Here is a 21,185-nt window from a genome sequence, read left to right as displayed (position 1 = left end):
TTGTGTATTATCAAACTCTTTAGAAAAAGCTGCTACTTACGTGAGCCAACGCCCTTCATTCGATTCTCAATCAGATATTGAGCGCAAGTATCGACGCCTTCGCCAAGAATTGATTGTCGGTGCGATCGCCCTCGCTCTTGTGTTTCTGTGCGGTACATTATGGTATCGTTTTGTTGAGGGGTGGCGGTGGTTAGATTCGGCTTACATGACCGTGAGTACCCTGGCTACCGTTGGCTTTGGCGAAATCAATCCTTTAGGCGATCGAGGACGATTGTTTACGATCGTTTTGATTGGGATGGGTGTGATTAGCATCGGTTATATTGTTAATCGCTTTACAGAAGCTTTAATTCAAGGTTACTTTCAAGAAGGAAGACGACTACAACAACAACGGCGTTTAGTGGAATCCCTTACAGAACACTACATTATTTGTGGATATGGACGCACCGGACGTCAGATTGCCTCAGAATTTGAGGCAGAAGGCATTCCTTTTGTGACAATTGACTCCAATTCGCAATCCGTGCAAGCGGCTCAGCAGATGGGTTACATTGCTATACAAGGGGATGCCACACTGGATGAAACTCTAGTGAGAGTCGGGATCGAACGGGCAATTTGTTTGGTGGCGGCGCTTCCTTCCGATGCAGAAAATCTCTATACAGTTCTTTCGGCAAAAACGCTTAATCCCAATGTCAGAACGATCGCACGTGCGAGTACGGAAGAAGCGGTGACAAAATTGCAGCGCGGCGGTGCAGATGCGGTAGTTTCTCCTTATATTACTGGCGGTAAACGCATGGCAGCTGCCGCACTCAGACCGCAAGTAATGGATTTTGTCGATGGCATTTTAACCGGTAGCGACAGATCTTTTTATATGGAGGAATTTCGCCTCGATGCCAATGTTTGTCCGGTCGTGGGACAGAGTTTAAGGGAGGCGAGATTGCGATCGCAATCAGGTGCTTTAGTTCTCGCCATTCGTCGCGTCGATGGCACCCTCATCGGTGGGCCAACTGGGGAAACCCTTTTATTGCCGGGGGATGCGATGATTTGTATGGGTACTGCCGAACAACTGCGCGTTCTTAACCAAGTTTTAAGTCCTATTACTTCTAAAAAATTGCGATTGCCCAAACATAGCCAGTAATTTGGTTTTGAATACTGGGTAATTAGGGCTCTTCTGTACTTAGTGTGCCAAATGATTAGTTTTCGCACAAAATTACCTGTGTCTATCGCCTTCAATGCGCGAGCTTATTTGTTTATAAAAATTGGTAACTTCGGCTACGAATATTAGTAAACAAAAGTGTTATATTTAGCTTATTTAAGTGAGTGCAAATATTCACAAAATCATGGCAACCGAATTATTACCAATCCCAAATTGGTTCTCCTGGGAAAACCAAGGTGCAGATATCGCAGTAGTAGATATAGATAATGATGGAAGACCCGATTTAATTATCTTGCAAATCGACAATCCTCCCGGTGCAAATCGAGGTTTTTATCGGATTGGACGGAAACTCGATGAAAACGGCATCGTCACAGGCGGATGGAGTGACTGGATAGAAATTCCCGATTGGGGTGCTTGGGAAAATCAAGGCGCGGGTATTGCAGTTGCAGACCTGGATAACGACGGACAACCGGAATTAATCGTTTTTCAAGTTGATAATCCGCCCGGTGCGAATCGAGGACTTTATCGCATTGGTAAAAAGCTGGATAAAAATGGCATTGTCACGGGTGGATGGAGTAATTGGATAGAAATTCCCGGTTGGGAATCCTGGGAAAATCAAGATGCCAGTATCGCAGTTGCAGACTTAGATAACGACGGAAGACCAGAATTAATTGTCTTCCAAATTGACAATCCTCCTCAGAAAAACCGGGGACTTTATCGCATTGGTAAAAAGCTAGATAAAAATGGCATTGTTACAGGCGGATGGAGTGATTGGATTGCAGTTGATTGGTTTTCTTGGGAAAATCAAGGCGTAGGGATTGCAGTTGCAGACCTCGACGGCAATGGACGACCGGAATTAATCGTATTTCAAATCGATAATCCGCCCGGTGTTAATCAGGGATTTTATCAAATCGGTTGGAATCTTGACGCTGCTGGTAATGTTACCGATGGTTGGAGTCCTTGGACGCCAATTAAATTACCTTATTGGGAAAATCAGGGTGCAGGAATTGCAGTTGCAGACCTAAAAGGTAAGGGAAAACCTGAATTAATTGTATTCCTAATCGATAATCCGCCACAATTAAATCAAGGATATTACCAAGTTCTAGATTTGAATATTGACTTGGACAAAGCTGCAAGCAAAGGCATTTGGCGATTGTTACCTTACAACTCGCAAGTTCTGGCAGTTCACGCCACCGTTTTGCCTACTAATAAAGTATTGTTCTTTGCGGGTTCCGGTAACAATCCTGCCAATGCTAAAGCTAATTTTAGCAGTGTTGTCTGGGATTATGAAAAGGGTACTTTTTTTACTCCCCCAACTCCGGCAGACTTGTTTTGTGCCGGTCATTCTTTTCTGGCAGATGGTTCCCTTTTGGTGGCAGGTGGGACGAAAGAATATGACTTCGGACATCCATTTTTTGGTTTGAGAGATGCTTATATTTTTGATATCTTTGCTGAGAAATGGAAACCCGTACCGCAAATGCAAGGCGGTCGTTGGTATCCAACTTTGGTAACGCTGGGCGACGGTCGAGTTTTGGCTGTTTCCGGACAAGGGGAAGATGGCAAGCTGAATGTAGTGCCAGAAATTTATTCACCAAAAACGAATAGTTGGACTGCCTTTAAAAATACCAGTGCTTTGCCGATGTACGCACACCTTTTCCTACTACGCGATGGCAGGATTTTTTATTCTGGCGGTCAATATGGCGTTAATAATGGCGTGACACCACGGTTGTTAACTTTACCAACGAATCCGGCACAACCTATCACAGAAGTAGAAGTGCCTGGTTTAATCGATCACGAAGAAAAAGATCACCGCAATCAAGCTGCCAGCGTGATGTTACCGCCCGCACAAGAACAACGGGTAATGCTGATGGGTGGTGGTGCTTTTGATGGTACGGGGCATCATACTTTGGAAGCAAATAATCGGGTAAATATTGCCAATTTGACTGTGGCGAATCCAACTTATCAAGCAGCAGCGCCTCTGACTTTTCCTCGGATGCACTTGAATGCTGTATTGTTGCCCGATCGCACTGTTTTGGTCTGCGGTGGCAGTCGCGTAGATGAATCGCGAGAACAAGCTACTTTAGAAGCAGAAATTTACGATCCTGTTGCGAATACTTGGACTTTAAGTGCGATGGGAAGAGTGCAGCGATTATATCATTCGATCGCACTGCTTTTACCTGATGGCAGAGTGATTACAGCCGGGTCAAATCCAGTACGAACTGATGATGAACTGCGCTTGGAAATGTATTATCCCCCTTACCTATTTAAAGGAGGGCGACCCCTGATTGAAAGCGTACCTCAAAAAATAATTTATGGCGAAAACATTGAAATAAAAACACCGCAAGCCGAACAGATTAAATGGGTAAGTTTAATTAATCCCGGTGCAACTACCCATTCTTTCAATGCCGGACAAAGACTGGTTGATTTAGAATTTAATCTCAACGATGCTGCAACACTGAAAGTTAGCGTTACCAGTGAACCGAATTTAGCACCACCGGGTTGGTATATGTTGTTTATTACCGAGCGCAGTGGAGTGCCATCTGTAGCGAAATGGGTTCAGTTAATTTAGTGTAGGAAAAAAAACCGGTTTCTTGAAGAAACTGTAGGAAAGAAAGCCGATTTCTTGAAGAAACTGTAGGAAAGAAACCCGGTTTCTTGAAGAAACCGGGTTTCTGGGTTTGGTCTTACTTACAGCGCTTTGCGCTGTAGTGAGGTACACTAAATATTCTGTAGCGATTTGTAATAAATTGGTTTACTAATTGCTACTGTACCTCATAACAGCGCAAAGCGCTGTAACATTTCCAAAAAGTCTTGTATGGCTATCGCGATCTTGATAATCTATTTTCGAGCGAATCAGATAGCTAAATTGCTGTATCAACCAATATTTCCAAAAATTCCTGTACAACTCGATCGGGTGATTCCCTGCATCTGATAGCATCGTAATATTGGATAATGGAAATACCGTGAGATTGGAAAATGCGATCGCACTCCCGAAAACCCCCTCCATCTTGCTGGGATAGTGTGCGAGTGATTACCAGAATACCCGATTTACCTTGGTAAAAAATTAGAAAATCAGCTTCTTTGTTTTCTTTCCCTTTAGTACTTGTCAGCCGAACTTTGGTGTTAGTAATAAAGATGACGTTAGCGCGATCGAGCGCTTCTGCTATTTTAACTTGTTCGGGGGAACGAAGGGATAAATTGTTCCAGTAATAGATTTTTTCTGGTGAGTTAGATTGGATTTCTTGGTTATGTTCTTCTTTGTCAGATTTAGTGTTATCATCAGGTATTATTGTTTTGTGTACATCTGCTTGACACAAGTCTGCCTTACCTAAGCTTGCAAATAGGGTTACTCCACTTAAATTTGCTTCAGTTAAAGTTCCGCCGCTGAAGTTTACTCCAATCACCTGAGTTCGATGCAAATTAACTTGATTTCGCCGTAAATATCGTTTCAATACTGATTTAATATTATCTTTTTTAACCTTCTCCCCTAATACCTTTGATAGTAATTTCCAAAGTTTAGCACCAGCATCTTTGATATAATCAGGTTCATATCCTGTGCTTTTAGCAATTTCTACATAAGACTGTCCTTCCCACGATTGACGAAACACTAGCTCTTGAACTTTGTTTAAGTGTTGGTAGTCTAAGGCAGTTTCAACAATCTCTAGTGCTTCGTCAGCGGTCATTTGTCAGAGCCCCTCAGTAGTATATTGTTAAGATTTGTGCAGGGCATAGCGGAACGTCTTAGAGTTAGGATACCCATCCGGCATTATACTATACTGCAATCGTTCAGTTATTATTACTTTTTTATTACTTTTTTATTACTTTTTCTCACTGTCAAAGTTGATACTGAGTCGCTATGGTGTATCAAAAGCAGTTTTTACGTACTCTTGAACATTATGCAAAAAAGTATGGAAGACTTGGCAGCCCGAATCAGACGGGATTTAAATGAGTACCAAGTACAGGTTCAAGCACGACTTGAGAAACTATTTGCTGAAGGTTTACTTTCACAGGCACAGTTAAAAGAAATTGTTATAGACGCTAAAATTACAGGTCAGAGTGTTGTGGATGCTTTAAGTTCACAAAGAAATTATTCTGAGGAAGTAACCGAAATTTACATCTACAGTTTATTTGATAGATATAAAAATGCAGTTGAAAAGAAAATTTATGACATAAACCAAAGAAAAGTATCTAGTGTCAGCGAGGAAAAGTTAAAATTTCTTAACAATAAAACCTTCAGTAAAATAAGCGGGAATTTTTTGATTGGCTTATTCAAATGGGAAAAAAGTCCTATATTGAAAGTTTTGATAAGTTTGTTTAAATGGAAAAAAAGTCCTATATTAAAATTTTTAAAACGTATGATAGCGAGATTTAATAGAAACTAATTCAATAAATTATGATGGATTTCTTATTTGCTTTTATTTGGCTGATAGTTTTAGTTTGGCCTGCTCAAAAAATTATAACATGGGTTGCATCTTTCCTACACAAAAACCTACCTAAAAATACACCGATATTACCCAACTTACCTTTGCAGACTGCTAAGGCACAAATCAAAATGAAACATGGTTATGCAAATCCAAAGGAAACTATTCTAGCTGTAAGATCTGCTGTTACTATATCAGGTATAATCACAGTATTAATTCAATGGCATTTATTACTACCTGTTATAGTTTGGGTAATTTTGATTTGTATTTTAATCAGTTTTATAGATGTAAAATAAAGATAGTCATTAGAGGAGCTTAAATTTAGTATGGATAAGCAAGATTCAGTAAAGATTAGTATAGCAGGGAAAAATGTTCCTGTTTATTTTAAGGATCAAAATGGCATTATAGTAGTACCTAGTGAGGTTGAACGAGATATAGTTCTTGGTTTCATTGGTCGCGCCCTAGCCACCCCAGTAACAGCAATAGTTATTGTTTTGGGAAGTGGATTTCGTGAAATTAGATTGACTTACCAACTTCTGGCAGAAGCCATACACACTGAATTGTACGAAATCCAAGTTCAAGGAGAAGTGGAAAGAATGAACGCAGTTATGCGTGCTTTTGGGCCAAAGATTGATGAAATTATGAATAGTAATTACCCTCAAGAAGTTAAGCAAGAGGGCAAGCGTAAAATGCTGGAAGCAATGAACAAAAGACTTAGCGAATTTTCTAATTGACGCTGTTGAAAATTTAAAAGCTGTTCAGCAAAAATTATCGGAGTTAATGTATGACCAATGATTATGGGACACCAAATAACGACTTATTGAAAACTAGCAATAGTCAAATTCAAAAATATAACAACAACCCGGCTATTCAACTCATACGCAATACAGCTAAACTAAGCGAGTCTATAAAAACTGCTTACAGTGATGAAGTCACTAAGAGTATTGCCATAAGGACTGAATTTGAGATTTGGTTGGAATACGATCGCAATAAATCTTGAATTCACGCCAATACCTAAAAGTGATAACATAAAAACAACTGAAAAAAGCAGTGCAAAAAAGAGCGATCGCACTTCTCCCATCGCCACCAAACTAAGTTGCTGTAGCTTGTGCGATCGCCTTCTTTTCTTTCTGCATACTAAAACTACCGTAAACAATCGAGATTTCAAAAATATCTGTATGAATCAAAGCAGGTTTTAGGTGTGCTGCTTCACCCAAATGAATACCAATCAAATCTGCTAATTCTGCCTCTACTTCCTCTTCATCGTGAACATTCCACTTGATTGCTCGACAATCTTTAAATACTAGCGAATAAGGTAAGCGATCGCCTGTTGGATCGTACAAGCATTCCACTAACACCTCAGTACCCCAGTGAGAAATGTTCACATTTGTTACCAGAGATGTAAGTCCACCCAAACCTAGCAAATTATAATCATCAGCCATACTAATCACTCACTCTTTCTCCAGTGTTATGCGTATTAACAATAGGATTGCCAAATCGATCGCGAGTTGGCAACAAACTGCCATCTTTACCCAAGCGTAGCCCTTTGTTAATATTTTTGCCATCTGAATCATATCTCGGTGCTGGTATCCGTACAACTTCGCCATCAGGACGGATAATTATTTTTGAATTATCTGGAAATTTATATTCAACATAACCACCTTCACTAATTTTGACCTTTGCACCAAATCCGTGTAAAAAGTTATTTACTTCTTGGCGAGTTAGTCCAGTTAAATCTCCAAATTCAGATGCAATCCCATTTCCAACTACTCCAGAACTCGACACGCAATTACCTCTATCTATATCTCCCCAAACCTAGTGCAAATTATCCAACTTAAAGTCAAGGTAACACCCCATATAAATCGAGCTAAAGGGGTGTTTATTCCCTAACATTTTACCTAGTTCACATTATCCAACCAAGCAGTTAAATCTGCTGGCGATGAAAAATCCAACAATGCTTCTGCTAAGTCCTCCCACTGAGTAATTGATAAAGCGCGAATTCTTTCTTCCGTGGTAGGTTCGAGTTCTCCTACCCGCCGCCGAACTAGGCGCAAAATTATTGACGTTTCGCGTTGTAAAGCTTGTTGCAAACCTTGCTGGAAACCTCGCTGGAAACCTCGCTGTACGCCTTTTTCAAAAATTTCTTGGTAAAACGAAGATTCTTCCATATATCTTCCCGAAATAAATGAAAGGGTAACACCCCATATAAATTATCAAAAGGGGTGTTTATTCCCTAACATTTTGCCTAATTCAGATTATCTAACCAAGCAATTAAATCTGCTGGTGATGAAAAATCCAACAATGCTTCCGCCAAGCTCTCCAACTGAAAAAGCGATAAAGCACGGAGTCTTTCTTCCGTGGTAGGTGCGATTTCTCCCACCCGCCGCATCAACTGGCGCAGAGTTTGTAAGAATGCCTGCTGTTTTTGTCCTTGTTCTATACCTTGTTGCAAACCTTGCTGCAAGCCTTGTTGCAAACCTTGTTGCAAACCTTGTTGCAAACCTCGCTGCAAACCTCTTTGCTCTCCTTTTTCCACAATTTCTTGATAAAACAAAGATTCTTGCATATTATCCTCCCGAAATAACTGACGAATCAAATTTGGTTTGTGCAGTAAACCCGCCATTACTGCGGTACAAGCTAATATTTCTCTTCGCTGTGCGGGGTCTTCTATTAATTCTATCCTTCCGGCTACTTCCTCTAACAATGCTCTCGGTGAGTCGCTGCGAGTTAGAGGTGCTAGGGGTAGCAAGGCGGGTTCTGCTAAAAAAGGTGCGGGGTCTTCTTCCCATAACCGAATTACTCGATAGGAATGTACCGTGTTTCCTACTTGAAATCGGTCTGTCAAAACCTGGGGTGAGTCAATTCGTTTCAAGAAAATTACTACTTGTTCTATTCTACACCTATATTTTTCATAAAGGCGAAGCCAATATTTGAGCATCCGCTCTGGAATTGGTGGTTCTGAATAGGGTAGTCTTTCAAACTCAAGGTGCAAAATGGTGTTACCTAACCGCAGTAAGATTAAGGAATCGGCTCTGATTGGTTCGGCTGGTAATTCGGTTTTGAGGATTTCTACGGTTGTGAATTCCTCAAAAGGTAGTAACCAACGCACGAAACTGGCTGGGTTTTGAGAGGCGATGTATTTGCAGGTGTTGTCGTAGGTCACGCGATTTTGGATTTTGGATTTTGGATTAGCTCCGCCTTGAAATGACGGAAGCTCTAATTTGGAAAATTTTTTTGATAGTTCCCCTTAGCATATAATAAGGTGGGCATTGCCCACCCTACTTTTAACTCAGTTTTAAGGCACTTACTGGTACTTCATCCCAAGAATTAACTGTCCGCAAGCGAGCGACCCAACCTTCCGATTTCTGAATTTCTGTTAAATTATTCTCGAAAGATTCGTGGCAATCTTTTGCTTGTTGCTCATCACAAGTAGCAATACAAGAATAAATCAGACCGGAGGGATCGATTTGTTCGTTCACCCAAATAATCATGAAACTTTCCTCCTCGACTTTCAAAAGCAAGCTCAAAATACTATTATTGATGAATTGCTGACCAGTTAAGTCGCTCCTTTTGCTGCTAAATTGGTGAGAGAATCGCCTGTAACGCGACAAATGCGCCAGTCTGGTAGGACAGCAGCACCCATAAGCTGATAAAATGCGATCGCAGGTTCGTTCCAATCCAAAACAGCCCACTCCATCCTTCCGCAACCGCGAGAAACTGCTAACTTAGCAACATGGGTAAGCAACGCCTTACCGATACCGCGTCCCCGATATTCCGGTAAAACGAATAAATCTTCCAAATAAATCCCCGGTTTCGTTAAAAATGTGGAATAGTTATGAAAAAACAGGGCAAAGCCAACATTTTCTCCACCTAACTCTGCCAGAATAGCTTCTACGTAAGGTCGCTCACCAAATAAATGGGATTCCAGAGATTCGATATTACCCACAACGGCGTGAGATAGCTTTTCGTATTCCGCAAGCGCTTTAATTAGATGAAACAGAGTTGGGACATCTGCTGGCGTAGCCGATCGCACTATTAATTCAGAAATCATCGAGCGCTTTTAAACCTTAAATAATTGTCATTCATTTTAGCGAACTAGGTGTACTTATTTTGATAACTACAATCAATCTCTGTATTTGGTAACAATTGAGCTAATTTTGCCGTTTCAGATGCTGACAGACAATTACGAGATAGGTTCAAACTTTTCAGGTTTTTCATTTGTCCTAGCGTTTTGGGTATGTGGCGAATACGGTTTCCGTACAGATTGAGATTTTCTAATTGAGAAAGTTGACATATATTTGCTGGTATTTTTGTAATACTCGCGCAACTAACTGTTAAATATTTCAAATTTTTTAATTGCATTATTCCAGGCGAAAGTTCTTGCCATGTGTAACATCCTATTTTTAGAGATTGCAGAGAATTCGCTAGCTTGGCGATATCCGGCGGTATGACTATGTTTCTGTTAGTATCAAATTCCAAATACTCCAAGTTCGGTAACTCGCAAAAAGCCGATGGCAAACTTACAGGTTCTTCGTAGTTGTGATGATCGGCTTGGTAATATTTGTAAGTAACTCGTTTGAGATTTCGTAAATTTTTGAAACTAGATGTTACGGTGTCAAGCCCAGTATCAGTTGCCAGTAATAACTCTTCCAATGCAGAAAGTTGACCGATTTCAGGGGGAAGTTCGGCAATATTGCTGGCAGTGATGTACAATTTTTTCAAGCTGGTTAAACGGCAAAGCGAAACCGGAAAATTTCTTAAGTTTTCATTCCCTAAACATAGTTCTTCCAGTAAAGTTAGTTCGCCAATGCGATCGCATATTTCTGCCAAGGGATTCTCCCGCAGATCTAACGTGCGAAGTTGAGTCAGATTGCAGATCGCATCTGGGATACGATCGAAATAATTTCCTACTAAATACAACTCTTGCAAATTAGACAGCCGACCGAACTCTTCTGGCAAAGCCTTCAGGTTATTATAATTAAGATTTACACTTTCTAATTGAGTAAGTTCGCCAATTTCTGGCGGTAAGGTATCGATGCGATCGCTATACAATGATAAGTATTTAGTTTCTTGCGGATTTTGAAGCGCCTCTTGAAAAGCTTTCACCTGACTGGCGCTGCGATTGCGCCGGAAATCGAGCATTTTACGCAGTGTATTTCTGCCAAGCGCTTCATAAGCCAAATCGAGCAACTCGCAAGTAATATCCGAAAATTCATGATAAATCCACAGATCTTTACCGAGTTTGAGTGCTGTCCCCGGATATCCTTCCTGCAACGCTTGGAGAGCTTCTTTTCTGTATTCTGCTACTTCCCATTCCGAGGGTTTGTAATTCCAAATTTGGAATTTATCTTCTCCACCCAAAGGTCTATATAAATGAACGGGTACGACAATACCCATATAATCTCTCGTCTTGGCAATGATGGCGCGTTGCACATAATATTTTTCTGTATAGGCTGCACCCATTTCGGGTCTGTCTGCTGTATCGTATCGCCGTAAAATTTCCCTGATTTCATCCAGTTTTTTTAGCCCAGCTTCGTTTTCTTCTCGGTAATCTGAATAATTAGCAAATTCTTCTAAAGTACCATCGTAAAATTGCTCTAAATGATACCTAACTGTTTCAAATAAATTATTGCCGCTAACATTTATTTCAAAAGCATCTCTGGCATAGTAATAAGCTACTTGAAATACAGGATTGTTAGGTTCATCAATGTAGTATCCCCAGTGCAATCCGTCTGTGTGTCCGCGCAGCATTGTAAAAAATTCCGGCGGGTCATAGTAATACCTGGAATCCTCGATCGGGTTAAAATTATCTGGATCGAAATCATCTTGAAAAATATCAAATACCTGTGCCAGCGATATCGATAGAGTAGAACACAATCCACCGATCGCATCTTCAGGTAGTTCTTGAGTAAATTCCCAGAAGCTAAAAAAGCTGTCAGGAAATTCAAAGCCGTATATTTCGCTAAGGTATTTTTTTTTTTCTTTAATTTTAGGCATTTTTTAGTCGCGATCGGCAGTCAGTTGTCAGCAGTCAAAAGTTCATCGTTCATTGTTCTTCGTAACAAATGTCAAATCACAGCTAACTACTAACTACTAACTACTGACAACTGACAACTAACTATTATCCCATCACTTCAGCCAACTTTTCAATTTTTGGGCAATTTGGGGACGCCGCAATTTTCGCATTGCTTTACTTTGAATTTGACGCACTCTTTCGCGAGAGAGATTGTACAAACTACCGACTTCTTCTAAGGTACAGGGTTCGCTTGTCGTTAGACCGTACCGTAAAGAAATGACATCTTTTTCTCTTGGGGTAAGTACGTCGCCCAAGACTTCCCAAATTTCCTGACGCATCATCGCGTCGCTCATCATTTCTTCGGGAGACATACTATCGCTATCTTCCAGCAGATCTACCAGTTCTGTATCTTCTTCCCTACCCACTCTATGGTTGAGCGAAAGCGATCGCCTACGCAACTGCTGCAATTGACGCAGGTGTTCCGGTGAAATTTCTAACGCCTCTGCCATCTCCACTTCCGTAGGATTGCGGTGCAGCTTTTGCTTGAGATCTCGCTGGACTTTTTTAAGTTTATTCAATTTTTCGACAATATGAATTGGCAAGCGCACTGTTCGCGCATCATTCGCGATCGCTCTTGTGATTGCTTGGCGAATCCACCAATAGGCGTATGTAGAAAACTTATAACCTTTGTCGGGATCGAACTTTTCTGTAGCGCGATTCAATCCCATCGCTCCTTCTTGAATCAAATCCAGGAATTGTACCCCCCTGTTTAGGTATCGCTTGGCGATCGAAACTACCAACCGCAGATTAGAGCGAATCATCTTCCGTTTCGCTACCCTACCTTGATAAAGGCGATTTTCCAGTTGGCGTTCCGTCAATCCCACCGCCGCCGCCAGTTCTCCACTTGACGGCTGTCTGCCCCATTCGGCTTTCAAGTGTTTTTGAAATTCCTCCATTTTTACCAAAAATTGGACACGACGCGCCAATTCAACCTCTTCTTTTGGTTTCAGTAGCGGGTAACGCGCCATTTCCTTAAAAAACGCTCCCACAGCATCATCCGAATTCATTTTCCGATATCCGCTTAGGCGAGTTTCCACCAAATCTTCCGAATATCCATCTTCCAACTCAGCCTCTTGCACTTCCTCCTCGACTAAATTTTCTTCCTCCAATTCGAGATTTGGATCGACTATATAATCGGAATCGCCCGATAATGGCAAAATTTCCTTGGGATCCAACTCAGAAATATTCATAGCTAGGTCTGGTTCGTGTTTTGATAAAGTCACAGCCTGAAAACCCCTGTTTTGTCTATAAACGTCATTGCACCTGCTTAAATTGCCCCGTTATTTTGTTTCAAGCTAAACGGAACTTTTTTAAAAATTTAAGTATTTTTACTTCCCCTTACTCGGTTAATATAATTACTTGGATGATAGCCTTTTTACGTATTGATACTGCCATCGCGAGTCAGGGTAGAAACGATATCTTTCTAGGGTATCCCAAAATAATTTTTTCATTGTTTCGCCAGCTACAAAAATCTTGAAATATCCTGTGCTTTGGGGATCTGGCGAGGAAAAGTTATTCGCCTAAAACCAAATACCTACCAAGCTCATCAATTTTATTAATTTTTTAGCTTCTGTGTCTATTTATAGCAGCATGGCAGTAAAAGTCCTCTGCCGGAAGTTTATTGTTTATAACATTAGTCATAGAGTCAGCATCCTTAAAGTTTTGCTAAAATTTTTGACTGTAATCACAGCATCTCATATACTTAAAAGCTTTACTCTCTACCGACAGATGTAAAACAGGCATGATGCTTGAGATGGAACTGTATCTAGCGATTATTAAGTATCCTTCGTAACTCTTCCTCCTGTCGGTTGATTTCTCTGAAACTATCCTCTCTTGAGAGTGGGTTGGGGTCGCGAAATGCTTTTACCTAAAAGCAGCGGATTTAATCAGAATGCCCGGTATCTTGGGTATAGCCTGTGATTTTTTTGTTTTTCATATTTCAACAATCCTTTCTGGAAACTTTTTGAGTCTCGGTCAAAAATTTGAACTTCATATCCCGCTAAAATAAACAAGTCAACAACAAATTGACGCTTACTAGCGCCAGATGACGAATATCCTGAGTATCTTGTCGCAGTTTACTCACTTTTACTCATAATTTCTTAAACTAGAGAAAGATTTTGCTGTTTGCAGTCATCCATCGGTGCAAAAAGGAGTTTTTAACTCCAGGACTTTTTAAAGCTAGATATTTCGTCGTATGTCTACTCCCAGTTGGATTTTGTCAGAGCCAATATTGGCTGAGCCTGCTGCACCCTACGACACAAACTTCCATTCATCTCGGTGGATCGAAGTATTGGTAGATTGTCCCGGCACTCAGTCAGAAGCTCAGGAGCGAGAAAACGTTCCTGCACAGAAGCTATATACATATAGATTGCCCCCCGATTTGGATGTAAATCCTGGAGATATTTTGAGTGTGCCGTTTGGGGCCCAGCAGGTAGGCGCGATCGCAATCCGTCTGCTCGATCGACTTCCGTCAGATTTGGCATCCGATAAAATTCGCGATGTTGAAGATGTCGTCGCTAAAAGTTTTTTTCCTCCTGGCTACTGGAATTTACTGAATCGACTTTCTCAGTATTATTACACACCCCTGATGCAAGCGATCAAAGTAGCCCTACCTCCCGGACTGCTTTCTCGCTCTTCTCGTCGCATTCGTCTCAAGCCAGAAGCAATTCCCCCAGATGCAGGCATTTTCCTCAGTCCCACTGCCCGTCAGATTCTCGAACTTCTGCAAGCATCGAAAACGGGAGACTACACCTGGCAACACATCAACCGACAAGTCAGGGGAGCGACGCGGGGACTGCGGGAATTACGGAGACGCGGTTGGGTAGAAAGCTATTTAGAAGCGCCCAGACACACTCAACCGAAGTTGAAGCAAGCTGTGACCCTAGTTGTCTCTGAAACTGGACTGGATCTGACACCTCGTCAACAGGAAATTTTGGCAGTATTGCAGCGTCAGGGAGGTGAATTGTGGCTGAGCGAATTGGTGGAAACGTGTAAAACGACTCCCTCGACAATCAAAGCATTGGAGCAAAAAAGCTACGTTGTCATCCAAGAGAGGGAAGTTTTGCGGAAATTATCCGAACCTGCGGTAGCGGACGATCGACCCAAAGCTCTCACTCCAGCGCAAGCAGCTGCTTTAGAGACAATCAATAACTTAAATGGATTTGCGGAAGTACTGCTGCACGGAATCACCGGATCTGGAAAAACAGAGGTGTATTTGCAAGCGATCGCACCCATCCTAGAACGCGGACTCTCCGCCCTCGTCCTAGTACCGGAAATCGGCCTCACACCTCAGCTAACTGACAGATTTCGGGCTCGTTTTGGCGAAAGAGTTTGCGTTTACCACAGCGCCTTATCGGAAGGAGAGCGCTACGATACCTGGCGGCAAATGCTCACTGGAGAACCGCAAATCATCATCGGGACGCGCTCTGCCGTATTCGCCCCTTTGCCCAAACTCGGTCTGATTATCTTAGATGAAGAACACGACTCCAGCTTCAAGCAAGATAGCCCAGCCCCCACTTACCACGCCCGTACTGTAGCTCTGTGGCGTGCAGAATTAATCGATTGTCCCTTAATTTTAGGTTCCGCTACTCCCTCTCTGGAAAGTTGGGTAGAAGTACACAAAGCAGGTGAGCGGGAAGCAATCCAAAATCCAAAATCCAAAATCCAAAATCCAAAATCCTACTACTTGTCATTACCGGAGAGAATTCAATCCCGACCTCTACCGCCTGTGGAAGTTGTGGATATGCGACAAGAGTTGCGAGAGGGAAATCGATCGATTTTTAGTCGATCGCTTCAAGATGCTCTGCAACAATTGCAGGAAGAACGCAAACAGGGAATTCTCTTCATCCATCGGCGCGGACACAGCACTTTTGTCTCCTGTCGCAGTTGCGGGTATGTAATTGAGTGTCCCAACTGCGATGTTTCTCTCGCTTATCACCATACCGAAGATAGAGCGCCAGAACTGCTGAGGTGTCACTACTGTAACTTTATTACCGCTCATCCCCGCCACTGTCCCGAATGCAGTTCTCCTTATTTAAAATTTTTCGGTAGCGGTACTCAGCGAGTCGAAGAGGAATTGAAAAAGCAGTTTCCGCAGTTGCGCGTCATCCGTTTCGATAGCGATACCACTCGCACCAAAGGGTCGCATCGCACTTTATTATCGCGGTTTGCCAATCGGGAAGCTGACTTACTGGTGGGAACGCAAATGCTCACCAAAGGTTTGGATTTACCCCAGGTGACATTGGTGGGTATTGTGGCGGCAGATGGATTACTGTATTTTGCCGACTATCGAGCATCCGAGAGAGCATTTCAAACCTTGACCCAAGTGGCAGGTCGTGCCGGTCGCGGCGACGATCCCGGTCGGGTGATTTTGCAAACTTACACTCCCGAACACGCTGTAATTCGATCGGTGCGACTTCATGACTACAATGCTTTTTCCCAAGCGGAATTACTACAACGAGCGACAAATAATTATCCCCCTTACGGTAGGTTAATTTTGTTGCGCTTGAGTAGTATAGATGCTGCCGAAGTTGAGGAAACTGCGGAACTTGTCGCCGCTGAATTGCGTCCTTCAGAGGAGAGAAATAACAGTTACGAAATTCTGGGCCCAGCGCCTGCCAGTATCTTGCGAGTGGCAAATCGCTATCGATGGCAGATTTTGCTCAAGTTTCCCAGTGGAACTCTACCGGAATTACCAGATTGGAGTTTGGTGCGATCGCTCAGTCCTGCCGGTGTCAGCTTGACGATCGATGTAGACCCCCTCAATTTCATTTAAAGCGGTAATGGGTGGGCATTGCCCGCCCTAAAGTTCGCAATAACATCCGTACTCTTAAGTGCGATACTGACAATTTTCCAGAGTCCGGGCAAGGGAAGAGGTAATGGCAAGACAATTTTTCGTATTTAATCTGGGTAACTATTAATAACAGACCTGATGATTCCGTAAAAACTCCTTACTTTGACTCTTTTAGGCAGACAATTTAGACTATGGAAATTATGGCTAAGTTTCGATCACTTACTTATTAACCTGCAAATATACGCATAATCTTACAATATTACAACTCTAAAATTCGATCGTATCTTTATAAATAAAGCTAGCTTCTCCTCTTTTTTCTTCATGATTTAATGGCTAATCTATTGACATAACTCAAATAAAACAAAAGCAAAGGGGCGAAGCAATGAAAAGTTCTAAACTATCCAATTTATTCAAGATTGCAGCTACAGCTATCGGTGTCCTATCCGCTACCGGACAAGCAGCCCATGCCTTCGACTTAGCACCGGGAACTTCATTTAGTCAAACTTTTGAGTGTTGGAACGACTCTATCGGTCTTGTCACCGGAAAAAACCCCACCGATGCTAACGGCTGGCAGTATGCGATCGATTCAAACACAGATGGAGCAAATGGCCGCTACGGAATAGGCTCTGCTCCAGGCCAAACAAATCCTTTTGATTTCTCAGGTATAGCTATCAAGCAAACTGCTACCAGCGTCATCGTAGCCATTAACAGCAATATGCCGTTGGCAGGTACTCTTGATGACGGTCACCTCATCGGTTATGGTGACTTGTTCTTCACTCTGCCCGGTCAAAACTTTGCACAAGCCGTGCAAAGCGGGAATTTGTACGGCATCCACTTTGCTTCGGCAAATCATTCGGGAGTACAACAACTTGGTGTTTACAGTAACGTTCAGGCCAAGACAGTTACCGATCTTGTAGATGGCTATACCAGCAGTTATGGCGGTATAACACGCTATGAAAATGATGTCAAAAGTCTTCGCGGTACGCCTAGCCACGGCGATTTAACCAGTAGCTACTTTACTAATAACGGCCAGAATCTAAACTTCGACCTGAACGCCATCAAGTCCGGAACTTATTTTAGGGACATTTCTTTCCTCGCACAGGGTACTGTAACGCAGGATTTGCTTGCTACTGGTTATGATACTACCAAATTCAGAGGTACCCAAACTATTGCCTTCCAGTTCAACAAGTCCGTAGTTACCCCAACCGCATCCGTACCCGAACCTTCTACCCTCTTCGCTTTGGGATCTCTCGGCTTAGCTCTAGCTGCCAGCAAGTCGCGTAAGCAAACTGCAAATGTTAACAAAGCATAAGGATTTTGTATTAGCGATTAGGTTGCATCTACTATGAGAGTTTGGAGGGTTTTTGAAGGTATTCTCAACAATGTATGCCCATATTGCATACACTTGCGTGTGATAGTGGGTTAAGACACGGGAAGCTGATGATTAGCCCAAATGGCTGAAATTATCGCCCGTGCTAACCCACTCTAAGATTCGCTCGCTATTATCGCTACATTGATAAGAAAACTTTTGTTTGCTTTACCGATACAAAAAATAAGGCAATTGATGACGATCTAACGAACCGTCAGAATTTCTTCAAAACGAGAGGCGTTTTTGGACTTAAATAGTTTAAGCACGGCGATTAGACACAGGTAGGAAAATTTGGGCTTTGAGAGGAATGACAAGGATCGTTTCGACTCTAACCCAAACGTCCTGGCGAGTATCAAGAAGCTAGAAGGGTAGCGGAAGCGCTTCTCAAGCCTCCCGCCACTGTCCAAAGTTACAGCAAATCAGCCATAAATTAGACATCTCCTCCAAAAGAATCTCAAAGGGCAGGCAGGATGCCTACCCCACAAGAATTTTTAGAGATGTCTATTAGCGGAAGCTTCAGCAAACTCAAGCTTCCGACGATATCGCTGCCGAATATTCACTATCGAATAGAGATCGCGTTATCACAGTGCGATTGGTTCCGACCCGTTGTATGATGCGATCGATCTGCTCGGCTCGATCTGTTTTTCCCTGCGATTTAAACAGATCTCGCGCTTTCTTAAAAGCTTCTAAAGCCTCGCGCCGCTGCCCGGATCTAGAAAAAATCAGCCCCAAATTCGCATAAGCTTCGGCAAACTCAGGCTGAATGCGAATTGCTTCGCGCCACTGCGCGATCGCACCATCTCGATCGCCTTGCTGTGCCAGTACATTTCCTAAGTTATAGTAAGCTTTGGCATAAGTAGGATTAATTTGAATTGCTTGTTTGTATTGCGCTTGTGCATCTGGTAGTTCGCCTTGCTGTGCCAGTGCATTGCCTAAGTTATAGTATGCTTCTGCCAGATTTGGTTGAAGTAAAATAGCTTCCCGATAGGCAGAGATCGCTTCTGGGTGTTTTCCCAACGCTGCCAAAGCTGCCCCCAAGTTTAGGTGGGCAAAGGCTAAGCTGGGATTGAGGCGGATCGCTTCTTCGTATTTCGCGATCGCTTCTTCCAATTTACCTTGCTGTTGCAGCGTCACTCCCTCGTTATAAAGAGTCTCTGCTTGCTTAAGCTGTTCGGAGGGTTTTTCGGCAGGGCTAGTGTTGTGATTGTTCTCGACACCGATCGAAACAGAAGCAAGAGATCTGCCACTATTGCCCAAATCTTGCACAGGTAGGGCAAAAACGGGCGAACTCAGTCCAATTCCAGCCATAGTAGCAAGCAGCAGATGAATCGACGAATAATGTTTTCTAGGCATAGGCATTTATTGAAGATATCTTTCCGGAATCCTACCTTAGTTTTCCCAAAATGAAACGGCTGGAAACTTTAGTAAATCTAATATTTCTCGGCTAAGAGTTCTAGTAGTACCAATCCTTTCTGGATAGCCGAGACTGCCGCTTGAGTTAGATCGCGCACTTCTAGCTTTTTTGAAGTTCCCCACCCACAAGGGGATGGGGATTCAAGGTTTCAGCGAATCAACTTGTCTAATTGAGTTTCCCCAATTAGATAGAGGTTGTTTTCTCCCCAAGCGTTAATTTCGGTTCTTCCCACCGTATTTGGCAATACTATGCCAAGCATTTCTAAGCCTTTGGCTAAGATGTTTAGTGCCGCATTACGATCCCGATTTAGCACCAGTCCACACAAGCATTTATGTGTTCTGGTGCTAAGTGTTTTTCGGACTTCTTGCCAACGAACTGGCAGCCAGGTTTTACCTGGAATGGGATAAACAGTACATCGCTCAAGAATATACAATAAAAGCCTACTACGGTTATGCCCACTGGGGTGCGAAAGGCAAGGTTGCCGACCTAGAAAGACGCTACCCGCAATTGCTGGTTCCGATCTGGCAACAAACTTGCCCTACTCTTTCGGTCAACGAAACCCTCTTTGCCACAGGAACCGTCACCTCTACCAGCTCTTCGACTATTATCTCTAATTCCCTCGACTTAGCCGCTATTCTGAAAGCTTCGCAAGCTATTTCAGGCGAAATCGAACTGGAAAAACTACTTTCATTCAAACCAAAATCTAAATAATTTTAGATTTTAGATTGAGTTTACAATTTAAAATCTGAAATCTAAAATTTGAAATCTAATGACTCGCGTAATTGGCTTAATCAGCGGGACATCAGTAGATGGTATTGATGCCGCATTGGTAGAAATTTCCGGTACGGATATCGATCTAAAAGTCGAGCTTATAGCTGGGGAAACCTATCCCTACCCATCCGATCTCAGAGAAAAAATTTTAGCCATCTGCGGTGGGGCAGCTATTTCAATGGCAGAATTCGCAGAACTGGATGATGCGATCGGCCTATCCTTCGCGCAAGCCGCCTTAGCTATTCAATCTAACCACACCCCAGCCCAGCTCATTGGCTCCCACGGACAAACAGTTTATCATCGTCCACCCTCTAGGAGCGGGGGAGCTCTTGAGCGGGGGAGTGGGGAAAAATCTAATTATTTAAAAGATTCCCCCCTTGGATATAGCTTGCAATTGGGGCGAGGAGAACTAATTGCCCAAGTAACGGGTATTACTACTGTAAATAACTTTCGGGTAGCCGACATTGCTGCTGGCGGTGAAGGTGCCCCCCTAGTCTCACGTATAGACGCCTTTCTTCTGAGTCATCCGAACGAAAATCGGTGCGTTCAAAACATCGGTGGGATCGGTAACGTAACTTACTTACCAGCTCGTCAGGGTAACTGGCTCTCCCAACTACGCGGCTGGGATACTGGCCCCGGCAACGCCCTTTTAGACCTGGCAGTGCAGCATCTAACTGGCGGGAGTAAAACCTACGACAAAGATGGTGCTTGGGCTGCTTCTGGTACTCCCTGTATTCCCTTAGTAAGGCAATGGCTCCAGCACGAATTTTTCCGACAAGCGCCGCCCAAATCTACTGGTAGAGAGCTATTCGGGGCGGACTTTTTACGTACCTGTTTGGCAGATGCGGAAAATTACTTGCTCAGTTCGGCTGACCTGCTGGCCACCCTAACGGAACTCACAGCAGCTTCGATCGCAGACAGTTATCGCAGTTTCTTACCTCAAATGCCGGATAAGGTACTGTTATGCGGTGGAGGCAGTCGCAATCTTTACCTAAAAAACCGACTGCAAACCCATCTTTCAGGAGATGCGGAACAATCTTCTGTGTCCTCTATCTCGGTTCTGACAACAGATGAAGTTGGTTTGAACGCCGACTGTAAAGAACTGGAGTTTAGACTAACCGCGCTTTAGGGCGCGGTTAGTCTAAACTCCTATTAGTATTTTTACTTACCTCTTCTGTTGGCAATAAATCAA

General features: G+C 42.9%; 19 protein-coding genes and 3 pseudogenes. 10 read left to right on the top strand and 12 right to left on the bottom strand.

What is annotated here, in order from left to right; genetic code table 11:
• Positions 1-40: 40 nt before the first annotated feature.
• A complete protein-coding gene (locus tag H6G03_RS24990) occupies positions 41-1,132 on the top strand; it encodes a potassium channel family protein (RefSeq protein ID WP_322111969.1) in 1,092 nt (363 codons plus the stop codon).
• Between the two features lie 202 nt (positions 1,133-1,334).
• Positions 1,335-3,719, top strand: coding sequence for a galactose oxidase-like domain-containing protein (locus tag H6G03_RS24985; RefSeq protein WP_190470230.1), 2,385 nt, complete (start codon positions 1,335-1,337; stop codon positions 3,717-3,719).
• Positions 3,720-4,011: 292 nt separating this feature from the next.
• Here the strand turns inward: H6G03_RS24985 and H6G03_RS24980 are convergent, their stop codons facing one another.
• Positions 4,012-4,833, bottom strand: a complete 822-nt coding sequence (locus H6G03_RS24980) for a pentapeptide repeat-containing protein (RefSeq protein WP_190470227.1) — start codon at positions 4,831-4,833, stop codon at positions 4,012-4,014.
• Positions 4,834-5,058: 225 nt separating this feature from the next.
• On the opposite strand from H6G03_RS24980, the gene H6G03_RS24975 reads away from it, so the two are divergent.
• The 4 genes from H6G03_RS24975 to H6G03_RS24960 are packed head-to-tail and all read left to right on the top strand — an operon-like array spanning position 5,059 to position 6,571.
• Entirely contained in the window at positions 5,059-5,532 is a 474-nt protein-coding gene (locus H6G03_RS24975) for a hypothetical protein (protein WP_190470224.1), read from the top strand.
• Between the two features lie 11 nt (positions 5,533-5,543).
• Positions 5,544-5,867, top strand: coding sequence for a hypothetical protein (locus tag H6G03_RS24970; protein WP_190470221.1), 324 nt, complete (start codon positions 5,544-5,546; stop codon positions 5,865-5,867).
• Positions 5,868-5,897: 30 nt separating this feature from the next.
• Positions 5,898-6,305 carry a hypothetical protein gene (locus H6G03_RS24965; protein WP_190470218.1) on the top strand — a complete coding sequence of 136 codons (408 nt, stop codon included), beginning with the start codon at positions 5,898-5,900 and terminating at the stop codon, positions 6,303-6,305.
• A 50-nt stretch (positions 6,306-6,355) separates the two neighbouring features.
• Complete coding sequence (locus tag H6G03_RS24960; RefSeq protein ID WP_190470215.1) at positions 6,356-6,571, top strand: hypothetical protein; 216 nt, start codon at positions 6,356-6,358, stop codon at positions 6,569-6,571.
• 91 nt (positions 6,572-6,662) lie between these two features.
• Here the strand turns inward: H6G03_RS24960 and H6G03_RS24955 are convergent, their stop codons facing one another.
• The 8 genes from H6G03_RS24955 to H6G03_RS24920 form a co-directional block, all read right to left on the bottom strand.
• Entirely contained in the window at positions 6,663-7,013 is a 351-nt protein-coding gene (locus tag H6G03_RS24955) for a hypothetical protein (protein WP_190470211.1), read from the bottom strand.
• Position 7,014: 1 nt separating this feature from the next.
• Positions 7,015-7,356, bottom strand: a complete 342-nt coding sequence (locus H6G03_RS24950) for a hypothetical protein (protein ID WP_199315470.1) — start codon at positions 7,354-7,356, stop codon at positions 7,015-7,017.
• A gap of 113 nt (positions 7,357-7,469) precedes the next feature.
• Positions 7,470-7,739: a DUF4351 domain-containing protein gene (locus H6G03_RS24945; protein WP_190470208.1), complete on the bottom strand. Its 270-nt coding sequence runs from the start codon at positions 7,737-7,739 to the stop codon at positions 7,470-7,472.
• A gap of 77 nt (positions 7,740-7,816) precedes the next feature.
• The gene (locus H6G03_RS24940; RefSeq protein WP_190470205.1) at positions 7,817-8,734 is read right to left on the bottom strand and encodes a DUF4351 domain-containing protein; all 918 of its coding nucleotides are present in this window, start codon (positions 8,732-8,734) and stop codon (positions 7,817-7,819) included.
• A gap of 121 nt (positions 8,735-8,855) precedes the next feature.
• The gene (locus tag H6G03_RS24935; RefSeq protein ID WP_190470202.1) at positions 8,856-9,062 is read right to left on the bottom strand and encodes a glycogen debranching protein; all 207 of its coding nucleotides are present in this window, start codon (positions 9,060-9,062) and stop codon (positions 8,856-8,858) included.
• 65 nt (positions 9,063-9,127) lie between these two features.
• Positions 9,128-9,622, bottom strand: a complete 495-nt coding sequence (locus tag H6G03_RS24930; protein ID WP_190470201.1) for a GNAT family N-acetyltransferase — start codon at positions 9,620-9,622, stop codon at positions 9,128-9,130.
• A gap of 44 nt (positions 9,623-9,666) precedes the next feature.
• Positions 9,667-11,568: a leucine-rich repeat domain-containing protein gene (locus H6G03_RS24925; protein ID WP_190470199.1), complete on the bottom strand. Its 1,902-nt coding sequence runs from the start codon at positions 11,566-11,568 to the stop codon at positions 9,667-9,669.
• A 132-nt stretch (positions 11,569-11,700) separates the two neighbouring features.
• Positions 11,701-12,837 carry an RpoD/SigA family RNA polymerase sigma factor gene (locus H6G03_RS24920; RefSeq protein WP_190470268.1) on the bottom strand — a complete coding sequence of 379 codons (1,137 nt, stop codon included), beginning with the start codon at positions 12,835-12,837 and terminating at the stop codon, positions 11,701-11,703.
• 1,004 nt (positions 12,838-13,841) lie between these two features.
• Between H6G03_RS24920 and priA the strand changes: the two genes are divergently transcribed.
• A complete protein-coding gene (gene priA, locus H6G03_RS24915; protein ID WP_190470196.1) occupies positions 13,842-16,421 on the top strand; it encodes a primosomal protein N' in 2,580 nt (859 codons plus the stop codon).
• A gap of 400 nt (positions 16,422-16,821) precedes the next feature.
• Complete coding sequence (locus H6G03_RS24910) at positions 16,822-17,751, top strand: PEP-CTERM sorting domain-containing protein (protein ID WP_190470190.1); 930 nt, start codon at positions 16,822-16,824, stop codon at positions 17,749-17,751.
• Between the two features lie 582 nt (positions 17,752-18,333).
• Here H6G03_RS24910 and H6G03_RS24905 read toward each other — a convergent pair.
• The 3 genes and pseudogenes from H6G03_RS24905 to H6G03_RS24900 all read right to left on the bottom strand — a co-directional run bounded on the left by H6G03_RS24905 (position 18,334) and on the right by H6G03_RS24900 (position 19,535).
• Positions 18,334-19,161 carry a tetratricopeptide repeat protein gene (locus H6G03_RS24905; RefSeq protein WP_190470187.1) on the bottom strand — a complete coding sequence of 276 codons (828 nt, stop codon included), beginning with the start codon at positions 19,159-19,161 and terminating at the stop codon, positions 18,334-18,336.
• 77 nt (positions 19,162-19,238) lie between these two features.
• Positions 19,239-19,331 (bottom strand): annotated as a pseudogene (locus H6G03_RS39845) (DNA-binding response regulator); the annotation flags it as partial.
• 39 nt (positions 19,332-19,370) lie between these two features.
• Complete coding sequence (locus tag H6G03_RS24900; protein ID WP_322111970.1) at positions 19,371-19,535, bottom strand: hypothetical protein; 165 nt, start codon at positions 19,533-19,535, stop codon at positions 19,371-19,373.
• Between the two features lie 50 nt (positions 19,536-19,585).
• Between H6G03_RS24900 and H6G03_RS24895 the strand changes: the two are divergent.
• Both H6G03_RS24895 and H6G03_RS24890 read left to right on the top strand, forming a co-directional pair.
• Positions 19,586-19,912 (top strand): annotated as a pseudogene (locus H6G03_RS24895) (hypothetical protein); the annotation flags it as partial.
• Positions 19,913-19,991: 79 nt separating this feature from the next.
• Positions 19,992-21,095, top strand: a pseudogene (locus H6G03_RS24890) (anhydro-N-acetylmuramic acid kinase); the annotation flags it as partial.
• Positions 21,096-21,185: the final 90 nt, after the last annotated feature.

The sequence above is a fragment of the Aerosakkonema funiforme FACHB-1375 genome (genome assembly GCF_014696265.1).
Lineage (GTDB): Bacteria > Cyanobacteriota > Cyanobacteriia > Cyanobacteriales > Aerosakkonemataceae > Aerosakkonema > Aerosakkonema funiforme_A.
The sequence above is the reverse complement of the archived record's forward strand: the minus strand, read 5'-3'. Positions and strand labels throughout refer to the sequence as shown.

What these genes read in the sequence shown, in the direction of transcription:
- H6G03_RS24945 (WP_190470208.1), bottom strand. Translation starts at nt 7,739, where the DNA reads ATGGAAGAATCTTCGTTTTACCAAGAAATTTTTGAAAAAGGCGTACAG.
- H6G03_RS24910 (WP_190470190.1), top strand. Translation starts at nt 16,822, where the DNA reads ATGAAAAGTTCTAAACTATCCAATTTATTCAAGATTGCAGCTACAGCT.
- H6G03_RS24925 (WP_190470199.1), bottom strand. Translation starts at nt 11,568, where the DNA reads ATGCCTAAAATTAAAGAAAAAAAAAAATACCTTAGCGAAATATACGGC.
- H6G03_RS24935 (WP_190470202.1), bottom strand. Translation starts at nt 9,062, where the DNA reads ATGATTATTTGGGTGAACGAACAAATCGATCCCTCCGGTCTGATTTAT.
- H6G03_RS24970 (WP_190470221.1), top strand. Translation starts at nt 5,544, where the DNA reads ATGATGGATTTCTTATTTGCTTTTATTTGGCTGATAGTTTTAGTTTGG.
- H6G03_RS24980 (WP_190470227.1), bottom strand. Translation starts at nt 4,833, where the DNA reads ATGACCGCTGACGAAGCACTAGAGATTGTTGAAACTGCCTTAGACTAC.
- H6G03_RS24930 (WP_190470201.1), bottom strand. Translation starts at nt 9,622, where the DNA reads ATGATTTCTGAATTAATAGTGCGATCGGCTACGCCAGCAGATGTCCCA.
- priA (WP_190470196.1), top strand. Translation starts at nt 13,842, where the DNA reads ATGTCTACTCCCAGTTGGATTTTGTCAGAGCCAATATTGGCTGAGCCT.
- H6G03_RS24920 (WP_190470268.1), bottom strand. Translation starts at nt 12,837, where the DNA reads ATGAATATTTCTGAGTTGGATCCCAAGGAAATTTTGCCATTATCGGGC.
- H6G03_RS24975 (WP_190470224.1), top strand. Translation starts at nt 5,059, where the DNA reads ATGGAAGACTTGGCAGCCCGAATCAGACGGGATTTAAATGAGTACCAA.
- H6G03_RS24955 (WP_190470211.1), bottom strand. Translation starts at nt 7,013, where the DNA reads ATGGCTGATGATTATAATTTGCTAGGTTTGGGTGGACTTACATCTCTG.
- H6G03_RS24905 (WP_190470187.1), bottom strand. Translation starts at nt 19,161, where the DNA reads ATGCCTAGAAAACATTATTCGTCGATTCATCTGCTGCTTGCTACTATG.
- H6G03_RS24960 (WP_190470215.1), top strand. Translation starts at nt 6,356, where the DNA reads ATGACCAATGATTATGGGACACCAAATAACGACTTATTGAAAACTAGC.
- H6G03_RS24985 (WP_190470230.1), top strand. Translation starts at nt 1,335, where the DNA reads ATGGCAACCGAATTATTACCAATCCCAAATTGGTTCTCCTGGGAAAAC.
- H6G03_RS24965 (WP_190470218.1), top strand. Translation starts at nt 5,898, where the DNA reads ATGGATAAGCAAGATTCAGTAAAGATTAGTATAGCAGGGAAAAATGTT.